Source organism: Spirosoma montaniterrae, assembly GCF_001988955.1.
Lineage (GTDB): Bacteria > Bacteroidota > Bacteroidia > Cytophagales > Spirosomataceae > Spirosoma > Spirosoma montaniterrae.
On sequence record NZ_CP014263.1, the window covers coordinates 3,264,133 to 3,276,713 of the forward strand.

At 51.9% G+C, this 12,581-nt stretch carries 13 protein-coding genes; 4 read left to right on the forward strand and 9 right to left on the reverse strand.

The window, feature by feature from the left end:
* Positions 1–41: 41 nt before the first annotated feature.
* Positions 42–374 (reverse strand): winged helix-turn-helix transcriptional regulator, encoded by a 333-nt coding sequence (locus tag AWR27_RS14155; RefSeq protein ID WP_077131764.1) that lies wholly within the window; start codon positions 372–374, stop codon positions 42–44.
* Between the two features lie 352 nt (positions 375–726).
* On the opposite strand from AWR27_RS14155, the gene miaA reads away from it, so the two are divergent.
* Positions 727–1,614 carry a tRNA (adenosine(37)-N6)-dimethylallyltransferase MiaA gene (miaA, locus tag AWR27_RS14160; RefSeq protein WP_083733005.1) on the forward strand — a complete coding sequence of 296 codons (888 nt, stop codon included), beginning with the start codon at positions 727–729 and terminating at the stop codon, positions 1,612–1,614.
* On the opposite strand, the gene AWR27_RS14165 is transcribed toward miaA, so the two are convergent.
* The 8 genes from AWR27_RS14165 to AWR27_RS14200 all read right to left on the reverse strand — a co-directional run bounded on the left by AWR27_RS14165 (position 1,599) and on the right by AWR27_RS14200 (position 8,753).
* Positions 1,599–1,892 carry a rhodanese-like domain-containing protein gene (locus AWR27_RS14165; protein WP_077131765.1) on the reverse strand — a complete coding sequence of 98 codons (294 nt, stop codon included), beginning with the start codon at positions 1,890–1,892 and terminating at the stop codon, positions 1,599–1,601. The two genes, miaA and AWR27_RS14165, sit on opposite strands and share 16 nt — an antisense overlap.
* A 63-nt stretch (positions 1,893–1,955) precedes the next feature.
* On the reverse strand, positions 1,956–3,881 hold the full coding sequence (locus AWR27_RS14170) for a T9SS type A sorting domain-containing protein (RefSeq protein WP_077131766.1): 1,926 nt from the start codon (positions 3,879–3,881) through the stop codon (positions 1,956–1,958).
* A 23-nt stretch (positions 3,882–3,904) separates the two neighbouring features.
* Positions 3,905–4,684: a PASTA domain-containing protein gene (locus AWR27_RS14175; RefSeq protein ID WP_077131767.1), complete on the reverse strand. Its 780-nt coding sequence runs from the start codon at positions 4,682–4,684 to the stop codon at positions 3,905–3,907.
* 42 nt (positions 4,685–4,726) lie between these two features.
* On the reverse strand, positions 4,727–5,332 hold the full coding sequence (locus tag AWR27_RS14180; protein WP_077131768.1) for a riboflavin synthase: 606 nt from the start codon (positions 5,330–5,332) through the stop codon (positions 4,727–4,729).
* Between the two features lie 171 nt (positions 5,333–5,503).
* Entirely contained in the window at positions 5,504–6,277 is a 774-nt protein-coding gene (locus tag AWR27_RS14185; RefSeq protein ID WP_077131769.1) for a class I SAM-dependent DNA methyltransferase, read from the reverse strand.
* A 70-nt stretch (positions 6,278–6,347) separates the two neighbouring features.
* Positions 6,348–7,277, reverse strand: a complete 930-nt coding sequence (locus tag AWR27_RS14190) for a glycosyltransferase family 2 protein (protein WP_077131770.1) — start codon at positions 7,275–7,277, stop codon at positions 6,348–6,350.
* Positions 7,246–8,352 carry a DegT/DnrJ/EryC1/StrS family aminotransferase gene (locus AWR27_RS14195; protein ID WP_077131771.1) on the reverse strand — a complete coding sequence of 369 codons (1,107 nt, stop codon included), beginning with the start codon at positions 8,350–8,352 and terminating at the stop codon, positions 7,246–7,248. Before AWR27_RS14195 ends, AWR27_RS14190 begins: the two co-directional genes overlap by 32 nt.
* Positions 8,349–8,753 (reverse strand): sugar 3,4-ketoisomerase, encoded by a 405-nt coding sequence (locus AWR27_RS14200; protein ID WP_077131772.1) that lies wholly within the window; start codon positions 8,751–8,753, stop codon positions 8,349–8,351. Before AWR27_RS14200 ends, AWR27_RS14195 begins: the two co-directional genes overlap by 4 nt.
* Positions 8,754–8,952: 199 nt before the next feature.
* On the opposite strand from AWR27_RS14200, the gene AWR27_RS14205 reads away from it, so the two are divergent.
* From AWR27_RS14205 to AWR27_RS14215, 3 genes are all read left to right on the forward strand, one after another.
* Entirely contained in the window at positions 8,953–9,579 is a 627-nt protein-coding gene (locus AWR27_RS14205) for a DUF1684 domain-containing protein (protein ID WP_077131773.1), read from the forward strand.
* Positions 9,580–9,723: 144 nt separating this feature from the next.
* The gene (pheT, locus tag AWR27_RS14210; RefSeq protein ID WP_077131774.1) at positions 9,724–12,153 is read left to right on the forward strand and encodes a phenylalanine--tRNA ligase subunit beta; all 2,430 of its coding nucleotides are present in this window, start codon (positions 9,724–9,726) and stop codon (positions 12,151–12,153) included.
* Positions 12,154–12,171: 18 nt separating this feature from the next.
* Positions 12,172–12,561: a med21 domain-containing protein gene (locus AWR27_RS14215; RefSeq protein ID WP_232325835.1), complete on the forward strand. Its 390-nt coding sequence runs from the start codon at positions 12,172–12,174 to the stop codon at positions 12,559–12,561.
* The last annotated feature ends 20 nt before the right edge of the window (positions 12,562–12,581 follow it).

Below are 12,581 nucleotides of genomic sequence, written 5' to 3' on the forward strand. Positions count from 1 at the left end.
CTCATAACGACACGAAACAAGAAATAGTTGATAACGGTCAGCTATAGAAAAGCTTCACCAATAGAGGTCAGATTCTGCAATGCGGGCAGCATTTCAATGGCTTTGGGCGTTAATCCGTATTCAACGCGTGGCGGTACTTCTTTGAAGGACTTCTTCTCGACCACGCCTAAATCCACTAAAGCCTTTAGCTCCTGGATCAACACTTTCTCGCTAACATCGGGAATCATCCGACGCAGTTCGCCATACCGACGTGGCTCCGTACCAAGCTGATAAATAATAAACAGGCGCCACTTCCCACAGATAATATCCAATGTTTTTTTAAGTGCCGGATGCGCGTTGTCTGTCAATGACTGAGTTTTTTTGGGTTCGTTCATACCAAGGATGCCCCTAACCAATTGGTGGGCAACTGACTGATTAATAGATTGTTGCGTTAATATGAGCAAATATAAATATTTGTATGATACACAACATACAAATACTATTTACTCTACATTATAGTAAGTAACAGCAAATCAATTAAATGGCTAATAATCAGCCATTATAATGATTGAAAAAAACAAACGTTGCGTTAAATTTGTACTCATACAAGTTACGAATAACGCTATTTCTTATGTAGAAACACTAAAAATAGCTGTATAGCTGATTAAAGTTAGGTAATGGTAAATACCTACCCTAAATCAATACATATTGCCGGTTCGTATTTTTACCCCCAATAGCACCATCTCATTGAAAACACTGCTTGTTATAGCTGGGCCAACAGCCGTTGGTAAAACTGTGTCCTGCATCGAATTAGCTAAACAACTTCGAACAGATGTCGTTTCGGCTGACTCTCGGCAGCTCTACCGCGAATTAACTATCGGCACAGCTAAGCCATCGTTACAGGAAATGGATGGCGTCAGGCATCACTTCATCGATTCGCACAGTATTACAGACCCTGTCAATGCCGGACGATATGAACGCGAGTGCCTTGCGCTGCTTAATACGTTATTCTACGATAAAGACGTAGTTATATTATCAGGTGGCACGGGCCTATACATCAATGCCGTTTGTTTTGGCTTGGATGACATGCCCCCCGTTGACCCGGTTTTGCGACAGCAATTAGTTCAGCGTTGGCAGCAGGAAGGTTTGGAATCACTCCAAAACGAACTGCGTCGGTTAGACCCTGCCTACGCGCAAACGGCTGATCTGCAAAACCCAGTCCGGGTAACGCGGGCACTCGAAGTTTGTCTGGAAACCGGAAAGCCCTATTCGTCGTTTCGGCGTCAACAACCCGCCGAACGCCCATTTCGGTCCGTATTTGTGGCACTCGACCGCCCCCGCAACGAGTTGTATGCCCGCATCGACGCCCGAGTAGATGCCATGCTGACAGCCGGGTTGGTCGAGGAAGTGCGTTCACTGTACAACTATCGACATCTGCCATCTCTGCAAACGGTTGGCTATCAGGAAGTTTTTCCATACATAGATAACGAATACGACTACGACGAGATGGTACGACTGCTCAAACGCAACTCGCGCCGATATGCCAAACGCCAGCTAACCTGGTTTCGGAATCAGGGCGAATACACGTGGGTGAAGCCCGACGAACTAATGACTATCGACTATTGCGCCCGATAGGCAAGAATACCACCCGTCAGGTTCCGAACGTTGGCAAAGCCGTTTTCTTCGAGCAGTTGCTGCGCTCGTGCGCTGCGGGCACCCGACCGGCAATGCACAATAATTTCTTCTTCCTGCAAACCGTCGAGTTCATCGAGCCGGTACGGTAAATCGCCCAATGGAATGAGCGTAGCCCCAATGTTGTCAGCTTCGTATTCATTCGGTTCGCGCACGTCGAACAAATTCAGTTTTTCGCCCTTATCGAGCCGCTCTTTCAATTCCTGTACAGTGATGTCCATATTTCGGTTACAGTTATCCGCCAACGCCGTCGGCAACGAGCGGCTAATTTACGACAGATCGAGTTAATGTTGAATCATTAGCTTCTGTACGGCTGTTTGCTGATTCGTTGACAGTCGAAGTACATAAAGCCCGTCGGGCAACTGGCTGAGGTCGGCGGTATGTTGGCCGCGCGTAGGTTCTATGACCAGCAATAACCGACCGTTCGGGTGAATTACTTCCAGCCGCGTCAGGTCCGGGTCGTCCCAGCGGATCAAGCCGGTGGATGGATTCGGATATGTCCGCAGCACGGGCAACGGTTCGGGTTCGGGAATGGCCGTAACGGGGCCAGCGTCGGTACCGCCCAGAATAGGCCGCAGCATCAGCGCACCCTGAAAATTCAGTTGGCTTGCCCTACCCGCATTCTGTTCCCAGATGGTGCCGCCATTATAAAAAATGGCATTACCAAACGGGCTGTTTTTGTCGAAGCCAATCCGGAACAGTGTTGTGTCGCTGGTGCTAATCTGCTGATAACCCACGTAAAACGTATCTCTCACAGCGATACCCCGGTCGAACAGAAACTCGGTGAATGCATTTCGATACGGCGGGTAGCGCGTGGTAAACGACTTTCGGTGAATTACGGCACCCGGACGCCCCCGGTCATTGCTGTACACGTTCAGAACAAATGCCTGCCCGGTCTGGTCGGTTTTGAACGGGACAACGGCCAGCCGAACGCCGGTCATAACATCGGGTTTGTTGAGAATAAATCGCACGGCCAACTGCTCGCGTGGGCCAACTTGCAATCCATATTCCCACGAGCCATCATCATAGGCATAATAATTGTCCAGCACAGCCACGCCCGAAATCGTATCGTTCTGCCGCAAGTCAACGCCAGGAATGGGTGGATTCTGCTGGTCGGTAGTGGTATTTACGTTAAACGTGTAGCGAAGTTGGGCGCGGGTAGCCGTACCAAATCCAGACACCGGAACCGGGCGGGCCACTTTCCGCTGCGAACTGAGCGATGGAATCAGGGTTGTGGGCGTAACGGGGTCTTGTTGAATGCTGCGGCCCGATACCTCGTCGCGTACCGAAAACTGGAACGTGGTGAAGTTGAAACCGTCTTCAAGGTTGTTGATATCAGTTATGACCGAGTCGGCGGTTTCGGCGGCTGGGTTTACCACGTACTGCGCCAGCGGCATGGCCGTATATCGCTTCAAAAAGGGGCTTACGGCCTGCCGGGCGGCAACGTCCTTCACAAATCGGTCGTTTATGCTACGGCCCCGGTTCAGGTACACGTAATCGACGTTCCAGGTATCGAACGGCCCCGACTCGCGGCCAAAACTCCGAAACCGAAAGGCGAAATTGGCGTGGAAGTATTTCGAATCGCTCACCCGGACAAACGCCTGCGGAAAGTTGTTGTTTACGCGCCCGCCCACCTGAAACCAAACCGTTTGCCAGTTGCCCGCTGCGTCGCGAAACTGCACCGTTAGCGAGTCGCCGGGTTGCCGCACAATAAGCGTAAAACTGCCGGGGGTTGTAGCCGTAGTGCTGCCGGGTGCCCGCAACGTATCAACCACCGGCGGGTCGGGCAGTTCGCCCAGACCTCTGCTTTGCCAGTAAAAGCTCAGATAGATCGAATCGCGGACACTCAGACCAGCCAGATTAATCGGCTGCGACGCAAGCGTGTCGGTATATCCCTGCGCCAGTTGGTTATTTTGGGTATAGGGCAACCCGTTGGCCCGCAGCCCATCGAACGAGGCAATACCGACGGTAGGCTGATTGATGCCCATCGAGTTGTTGATATATACTCCACTACCCGGCACCCACCGAGCGGGGTTCGGCAGGTCTAAGCCGGGTCGCCCCGCGCTGGTCGAGAAGTCATCGAAGAAAGGCAGACGCTGGGGCGTTTGTCCCAGCGCACCAAGTGGAATCAACCCTAACCAAACTACGTACAGCCCAATCCAGCGAAGGATGGGTCGGGCCGCAGTCTGTACTCGTAAAACAATGCTCATAAAACCCAGTGTGCCGACGACGGTTATTCCAGATCCGGCTCTACCGGCCCCACAACCCACAAATCCATTGTTTCGCCAATGCGGATTCGTTCGCCGGAGCGGGCTTCGGGGCGTTGCCGAACCACCGTGCCTACTTCTTTCTCAGGATCATCGACAGAGATAATCGTGCCAACTTTAAGGTTCGATCCCTGAATGGTGAGCCGGGCTTCGTCGAGCGGCTTACCTATAACGTCGGGAATGTCGAACATCATATTACCGAGGCCGTCGCCAATTTCAAGATCAATCTTCGCACCCTTCGGAACGGGGGTTCCGGGAGCGATTTCTTTGCCGTTATACAGTTGCCGCAACACCGAGTTTTTCGCTACGTCGGGTACGTAGGTGCGTTCGCCTTCTTCCAGCCCTACCGACTTGAGCATCAATGCCGCCGAGCGGTCGATCATGTCAACAAGTTTGGGCATGGGCACCATCGGAGCCACGCGTTTAGTGATGGTCACGTAGATTTTGCGCCCTTCCTTCACTTTGGCGTTGGCCTGCGGGTATTGCTGAATAACGGTTAGCGGCTGTGCGCCGGCCACAAACGTACAATCGCTGACCTCGTAGCGCAGGTCGCGGTCGTCTAAAGTGTTTCGCATCTCATCGAGGCTCAGCCGCGTTACGTCAGGTACGGTAATGGTTTGGCCGTGGTTGGTGGTCCAGGGCAGATACAGGAAGAAAAACGCCAGAAACAACGCGACCAGCAAGGCCACAATAATGCCAATATGAATCAGCAAATCAGAAACAGAGCGGGTGCTGATTTTCGCCATCGGTTCGTGAATAAGTGAATGGAGCGCGTCAAATTTACGGACTCAACGATAGCCGCCGAGCATTTTTTTGATGTATTTGCCCACAATATCGAATTCTAAGTTGACAACGTCGCCCACGTTGAGGTCGCGGAAGGTCGTGTACTCGTATGTGTACGGAATTATGGTGACGCGGAAACTATTCGATTCGGAATTAAAAACGGTTAAACTGACGCCATTGATACAAACCGACCCTTTTTCTACTGTTACGTTGCGGTTGGCGGGGTCGGCATCTATGTCGTCGTACTGAAAATCGAACAGCCAGCTTCCGTTCATGTCCTGCACGTTGGTACAAACGCCGGTCTGATCGACGTGGCCCTGCACAATATGCCCATCGAACCGACCATTGGCGGGCATGCAACGTTCGAGGTTGATCCGGTCGCCTACAACAACACCGCCTAAGTTAGTCTTCTTCAGGGTTTCATCGACCGCCGTAACGGTATAAACATCGTTTGACACGCTCGTTACGGTCAGGCAAACACCGTTATGACTCACGCTTTGATCAACTTTCAGCTCAGGCGTCAGCGACGATTCGATGGCGAAGGTCAGGTTTGTGCCTTCAGGAATAATGCCGACGACGCGGCCTGTGGTTTCTATAATTCCAGTGAACATGGGAAAACAGCAGTAAGGGGTAAAAGGGGGAGGGGTAAAAGGGGTAAGGTTGTAGGGAGTAAGGTGTAGGGGGGTAAGGTGTAGGGTGTAAGGTGTAATGTGTAAGGTGTAAGGTGTAAGGTGTAAGGTGTAAGGTTGGAAAGGGGTTGATACACAAAAACCTTTCCAACCTTACACCTTACCACCTTCCCCCCTGCTCCCTACAACAAACAACGAGCTGCCGAAGGGGGTTCGGGGCAGAAGTTTTTGTTCGACTTTAACGATGCGGTAGAGTGTTTCGTTGAGCCAGGGCGCGGGCAAATATACGTCCGATTGCGCGTTGGCTTCGGTTCGCCAGCCCATTTTCAATTGCAGGCTTTGCCACTGCCGCATCAACAGAATCAGGGGCGACAGTGCCAGACTCCAGTACGTTGCCCTCCCGATGCGTAACCCCGCCGGGGGCAAAAGTCGCTCAAAATTGGCTACTACAAACCGTCGGCTACTACCCACGGCCAAATCGTGCTGCCCCCGAAATACATTGAACGCATTATTATTGCTGATGAGCAGGCCACCCGGCTTCAGCCGATGCGCCAAAGCCGACAGGAGCCGGGTCAGAGCCGGATCATCGAAATAGCAGAATACATCGTTGCACACGATGGCATCGTAGTTCGTAGCAGGCTCAAAATCAGTTAGTTGGTTCAGGTCGAGTTGTGAAACGGCCAGCCCCCGCTCGTGGCAAAACGCTACGGCGTCTGCCGACCCGTCGAGACCGCGCAGATGTGTATATCCCTGCCGGTGCAGGTAGTTGAGCAGGCCGCCCGTGCCGCAGCCAAGATCGAGAATTGCTACGTTCCGGTTAGTTCCGAAATGAGTAGTCAACGCTTCAGCTACGCGCTCGTGCAAAATTTTATACCACCACAACCGGCCCTCAAGCCGAAACATTTTTTCGTATTCGTCAACGTTCATAAAGAGTGCCGCAACGGAGTTGAAAGAGCGAAAGAATGAACGAATGAAAGAGTGGCTAACCAGATGGCGTTCACTCTTTCATTCGTTCACTCTTTCGCTCTTTAATTATATAAGGAGGTAGCCCGCTGTAGGCCATAAATAATTTGCCGAGGTATTCGCCCAACACGCCCAGAAACAGCAGGTGCAGGCCCGTAGCAGTCAGTACCGCCCAGCCTACCACCGCCCAGCCGCGCACAACGAACACGCCCGCCAGCCAGCCAATGAGCCAGCCCAGCCCGAACAGCAGACAAAAGCCAAACAGCGCGGCTCCAAAGACCGTGAAACCGCGAATAGGCCAGAGCGAATAGCCAATGAATACGTTAAGAAACAGGGCTACAAGCTTGCGGGCCGTGTAGTTCGACTTGCCTTCCGTGCGGGGATTGTGCGGTACAAGGACGCTGCTAACGTTGCGCGTTACGCGAAAAATCAGCCCGTCGATATATGGATAAGGACCCCGGTACTTGATGATTTCATCGACCACGTCACGCCGAATCAGCTTAAAACTCGACAGATACAGATCGCGCGGTTTGCCAAGCGAATAAGTTGTGAGCGTGTTGACCAAATGGCTACCGAGGTTGCGAAACCAGTGATGTTGTTTCTGCGCGTATCGGCTATAAACAACGTCGGCCTGTTCGCGTTCAGCCGTTTCGAGCAACGTTAGTATAGCTTCGGGTGGGTTCTGGAAATCGTCGTCAATAATCGCAGTAAACTGTCCGTTCGTGTGCGCCAGGCCACACAACACGGCGTTAAATTCACCGAAATTTCGGCGCAGCGAGATGAACTGCACATTGGTATATTGGGCGGCAACAGCCTGACAAACAGCCTCCGAATTGTCGGGACTGCCGTCATTAACGAGCACAATTTCAAACGAATAAGCAGCCAAACAAGCCTGAAGCCGTTCGACCAGCGGCCCAATGGTCGTTTCGCTTTTATAAACCGGTATGACTACGGAAAGAAGCATTAATTGTTTCTATGATAAATTCTGCTTCTGCATCGGTCAGGGTTGGGTTGAGTGGCAGACTCACCACTTCGCGGTGCAGTTGTTCTGATATGGGAAGCGACAGGCTGGCAAATTGCGCATACGCCCGTTGTTGATGGGGCGGAATGGGGTAATGCACGTCAGTACCAATACCGTGCTCGTGCAGGTAGGCCCGTAGCTGGTCGCGCCGGGGGTGCCGGATCACGAACAAATGCCAGGCGTCCTGTTCAATCTGGTCTGCCGGGGGCAAACTGATGTCGGGGTGACGAATGCCGTTTAGGTAAAGCCGCGCCAACGCCCGACGCCGGTTATTTTCGGCATCTAAATGAGGCAGTTTGGCCGATAAAATGGCAGCCTGTAATTCGTCTAAACGGCTGTTGTAGCCAATGTAATCATTGACGTACTTCTGCCCCGAACCATAGTTACGCAACGCCCGAAGTCGTTCGGCCAGTTCGTCGTTATTGGTGGTAATGGCACCAGCATCGCCCAGTGCGCCGAGATTTTTACTGGGGTAAAAACTCCAGCCTGTGGCATCGGCCAGCCCGCCAACGCGGTTACTCTTATACGTAGCACCGTGCGCCTGAGCGGCATCGTCGAGTACCAGCAATGCATGTGCCTGAGCAATGGCCCGAATTGGCTCCATCTCGCAGCATCGGCCATACAGATGTACCGGCAAAATAGCGCGGGTTTGCGGTGTCAGAGCGGCTTCAACGTTCGCGGGGTCGAGCAGGTAGGTTTGCGGGTCAGGCTCAACAAACACAGGATTCAACCCGGACTGCGTAATGCTCAACACCGAAGCGATGTAGGCATTAGACGCCACAATGACCTCGCTCCCTGCCGGAAATGCCCACGCTTTCAGCACCAGCGTAAGAGCCTCCAGACCGTTGGCAACGCCAATACAATGGCCAACCCCGCAATAGGCAGCAAACTGTTTCTCGAATGCGCTGACTTCCTTACCCAGAATATACCACCCCGATTCGAGCACACGTGCTGTGGTCTCCTGAATTGCCTGTTGATGTGGCTTATTGACTTCCCGCAGATTCAGGAATGAAATCATGCTTCAATCAATGACTCGGAAAGCGCGTAGCGACAGTTCGGATAAGGTTCGTGGATATAATCGTCTTTATCGTACAACTGATTCGACACAACCAGCAGAATGGCATTATCGGTAAATTCATCCATCACGTGCCAGTCTTCGGGTTCGAGTAGCAGGCACTGCCGGGGGTTGGTCAGATGATACGTAGTTTCCTCTTTTCCATTATGGCAATAAATGCGACAGCTACCGCTAACACAAATGAGGGCGTTATAGGTATGATGATGTCGATGGCCTGCTCTGGCTTTCTGCCCAGCCTGATATATGTAAAATACGCGCTGGATCGTTCCGGGTAATATATTCTCCAGTACGGTAAGATTTCCATTGTCTGAAGAAAATGTTTTTAGCTCGTAAAGTCGTGCCATATACAAAGTGGAAATTGAGAGTTTTGGATGAGTAGGTGTTCGCTGAGTCAAAGATATTAAAACCGCGTTAAAAAGAAAGTTAGGCCAATAAGAAGTTTTGCGCCCAAATCATTACATTTTTGCAAAGTAACGATTGCTCTTAACTCACCGACTAACAAACTCGTTAGCAGTCAGATGTTTAACCCATCCATCTTTCAGAATGTTCAAAAACAAAGTACTATTACTCAGTTTGCTGGCTGTGTTTTGCGCGGTTCTGTACGTCACGTTTTTCAGCGAAACTGACACGAATACCGTATCAGTAGACCCGCAGCAGTATCGGCAGGAAGTTGAAACGAGCCGGGCTAAAAAGGATGCCTTTTTCAAGACTGGTGCCGACTCACCCCTTACCGATAAAAGCAAGTTTACCGGCCTGCTGTATTTTCCGCCCGATCCGGCTTATCGGGTGCTTGCCCGGCTCGAACCCTTTGCCGACAAAACCCAGAAACTCGTTGTACGCATGACCGACGGCAGCGAAGAAGTATATGAGAAATTCGCCCATGCGGTATTTAGCCTCAATGGCGAGGCCTGCCGTTTATTGATCGTTAAGTTAGGCGGCACCTACTCCATTCTGTTTCGCGATGCTACATCGGGTAAGGAGACTTACGGAGGGGGTCGCTACCTCGAACTCAATCCTGATCAACTTACCGATAGCGGTGCCCTGCTCGACTTCAACACAGCTTACAATCCGTATTGCGCCTACAATCACACGTATGCCTGCCCGCTTCCCCCCGCCGAAAATACGCTTAAGATTGCCGTAAAAGCCGGCGAACGATATGTTGATAAGTGATGAGTGATAAGTGATGAGTGATGAGTTTGCTGACGCCAGTATTGTGCTCCCGCGTCAGCAAACTCATCACTCATCACTCATCACTTATCACTCATCACTCATCGTTCATCACTATCTTTGCGTTTTTAGTTGAAATCGGATAGTATGGAAGTTTCCTATAAATGGCTGCAAGAGTACATTGATTTGCCCGAATCGCCCGAGGAGGTGGGTAAATACCTGACTGGGACGGGGTTGGAAGTGGAAGGAATCGAAAAAATCGACGCGATGCCGGGTGGTCTGGAGGGTGTCGTGATTGGCGAAGTACTCACCTGCACCAAACACCCCGACGCCGATAAACTTAGTTTGACTACAGTCGACGCAGGCACCGGCGAGCCACTCCCGATTGTGTGCGGTGCCCCAAACGTGGCTGCCGGGCAGAAAGTAGTGATCGCGCTGGTTGGTGCCACACTATACCCAACGGATGGAACACCCTTTCAAATAAAGAAGGCCAAAATTCGCGGGGCGGTTTCGGAAGGCATGATTTGCGCCGAAGACGAAATCGGGCTGGGGAAATCGCACGCGGGCATTATGGTACTCGATACCGACGTACCGAACGGAACGCCAGCCGCAACTTATTTTAAGCTTGAGTCTGATTACCGAATTGCTATCGGCCTCACGCCCAACCGCATCGATGCCGCTTCGCACGTTGGAGTAGCCCGCGACCTGAAAGCGGCCCTCAACCGTCCCCTGCGGATTCCTTCGGTTGATGCCTTCACCATAAGCGACACAAGTTTTACGCTCGACGTTCGGGTAGACGACCCGGCGGCCTGCCCACGCTATACGGGCCTGACCATCAGCAATCTAACTGTTGGCGAATCGCCCGATTGGCTGAAACAGCGGCTGTTGGCTATCGGCCTGACACCGATTAATAATGTGGTCGACGCAACAAATTACGTATGCCACGACCTCGGCCAACCCCTACACGCGTTCGACGCCGACAAGATCAGCGGGGGGCAGGTAGTTGTACAAACACTGCCTGAAGGTACGCCGTTTGTAACGCTCGACGGTGTTGAACGCAAACTGACGGCCACTGACCTGATGATCTGTGACGCCGAAAAACCGATGTGCATTGCGGGCGTTTTCGGGGGACAACATTCGGGCGTATCGGCGCAGACCACGCGCATTTTTCTGGAATCAGCTTATTTTTCGGCTACGTCGGTACGCAAAACGGCGCAGCACCACGGTCTCAAAACCGACGCATCGTTCCGGTTCGAGCGTGGCACCGACCCGAATATGCCAGTTTTCGCACTGAAACGGGCGGCTTTGCTCATTCAGGAAGTGGCCGGTGGCACCGTTACATCCGACATTACCGACCTCTACCCCACCCCTGTTGAGCCGTTCCGGGTGACAGTGCGCTACAAAAACATCGACCGGCTTATCGGCATTCAAATCGACCACGCCGAAATCCACCGAATTCTCGAAGCACTCGACATTACCGCCGACGACCGCACCGAACAGGGTTTTACGGCTATTGTGCCGCCCTATCGGGTCGATGTTACGCGGGAAGCCGATGTAATCGAGGAAATTCTGCGGATATACGGTTTAGACAACGTGCCTTTATCGCCCGTTTTGTCGGCAGATTCGCTGTCGGAATTTCCAAAAACCGACCCCGACCAGTGGCACAGCCGCGTTAGTCAGCTTCTGGCCGCTACGGGTTTTTACGAAACGGTAACGCTATCGCTCACGCGCCCGGCTTATCACGATGCCGTTCGGGCCACGCTGCCCGGCTCCGATGTAACGCTGCTCAATCCACTTAGCGACGAGTTGTCGGTGATGCGGCAAACGCTGCTGTTTTCGGCCCTCGAAACACTGGTGTATAATCTGAACCGGCGGCAGAAAGACTTGAAAACGTTTGAAATCGGCAAAACATATCACCGTCGGGAAGCCGAAGACGGGTCGGTGAAATACATCGAGCAAACGCGGCTGGGGCTGGCAATGGTTGGCAACAGGCAGTCGGAAAGCTGGTTGCAGAAAAGTCAGCCTGTGGCGTATCATGACCTGGCAATGGCCGTTCAGGGCGTACTGAACCTGTTCCGGGTTCGAGCCGTTGAAACGCAGCCTGCCGACGCAACGCTGTTTCAGTATGGCCTGACGTATGTGGTGAATAAAAAACCGCTGGTACATTTAGGGCTGGTTCAGCCTAAAATTGCCCGATTGGTCGATTTGAAACAACCCGTTTTCTACGCCGATTTTGACTGGAACGCGCTCATAAAACTAAGCGGTGGCAACGTGCGCTACGAAGAAGTGCCGCGTTTTCCCGACGTTCGGCGCGATCTTTCGCTGGTCTTGGACAACGGTGTTTCATTCGAGCAAATCAGCAGGCTGGCGCATCAGACCGAACGCAAACTGCTGCGGTCGTTAAATGTATTCGACACCTACGAGGGTCAAAATCTGGGAGCGGGTAAAAAGTCGTACTCGGTTAGCTTTACCTTACAGGATGCTACGCAGACGCTGACCGACGCAGTCATCGACAAAACCATGCAGCGGCTCATGGACGCATTTGAGCGCGAACTGGGGGCTGTAATTAGAAAGTAACTTGACTTCCATAGCTGAATGAGTCGTTTTCCGAGTGCCAGTTCAACCCGTTATTCAAACAGGACTATTGTGGTTAGTGAACACCAAATTATCGCGTTGGTTGAGCAACTCGAACACAAAATTGAGTTGCTTAAAGACACGCACGAGGAAGCCAAACAACGCATTACGGCTCTGGAAGAAGAAAACGCCAAACTCAGAAATGAGCTTAAAGAGCAACAGACAAAAGCCAGAGAGTTACGAAAAAAACAAGACAATTCTGAGAAAAATGCACCAAAGTCAGAAGATTTTGGTAAACTTGTACAAAACAATCTGTCTTCGACAGATACGAATGCCGAATTAAAAAGACAACTCGACGAGTATATCCGGGAATTGGAACGGTGTATTGCTCATTTGAGTAGTTTGTCATAAACCCAAATTGGCTCCAGGGG

Excerpts from the sequence above, each read along its gene's own strand:
- AWR27_RS14190 (WP_077131770.1), bottom strand. The coding sequence starts at position 7,277 with ATGCTTCTTTCCGTAGTCATACCGGTTTATAAAAGCGAAACGACCATT.
- AWR27_RS14165 (WP_077131765.1), bottom strand. The coding sequence starts at position 1,892 with ATGGACATCACTGTACAGGAATTGAAAGAGCGGCTCGATAAGGGCGAA.
- AWR27_RS14195 (WP_077131771.1), bottom strand. The coding sequence starts at position 8,352 with ATGATTTCATTCCTGAATCTGCGGGAAGTCAATAAGCCACATCAACAG.
- AWR27_RS14185 (WP_077131769.1), bottom strand. The coding sequence starts at position 6,277 with ATGAACGTTGACGAATACGAAAAAATGTTTCGGCTTGAGGGCCGGTTG.
- AWR27_RS14200 (WP_077131772.1), bottom strand. The coding sequence starts at position 8,753 with ATGGCACGACTTTACGAGCTAAAAACATTTTCTTCAGACAATGGAAAT.
- pheT (WP_077131774.1), top strand. The coding sequence starts at position 9,724 with ATGGAAGTTTCCTATAAATGGCTGCAAGAGTACATTGATTTGCCCGAA.
- AWR27_RS14180 (WP_077131768.1), bottom strand. The coding sequence starts at position 5,332 with ATGTTCACTGGAATTATAGAAACCACAGGCCGCGTCGTCGGCATTATT.
- AWR27_RS14175 (WP_077131767.1), bottom strand. The coding sequence starts at position 4,684 with ATGGCGAAAATCAGCACCCGCTCTGTTTCTGATTTGCTGATTCATATT.
- AWR27_RS14215 (WP_232325835.1), top strand. The coding sequence starts at position 12,172 with ATGAGTCGTTTTCCGAGTGCCAGTTCAACCCGTTATTCAAACAGGACT.
- AWR27_RS14205 (WP_077131773.1), top strand. The coding sequence starts at position 8,953 with ATGTTCAAAAACAAAGTACTATTACTCAGTTTGCTGGCTGTGTTTTGC.
- AWR27_RS14170 (WP_077131766.1), bottom strand. The coding sequence starts at position 3,881 with ATGAGCATTGTTTTACGAGTACAGACTGCGGCCCGACCCATCCTTCGC.
- AWR27_RS14155 (WP_077131764.1), bottom strand. The coding sequence starts at position 374 with ATGAACGAACCCAAAAAAACTCAGTCATTGACAGACAACGCGCATCCG.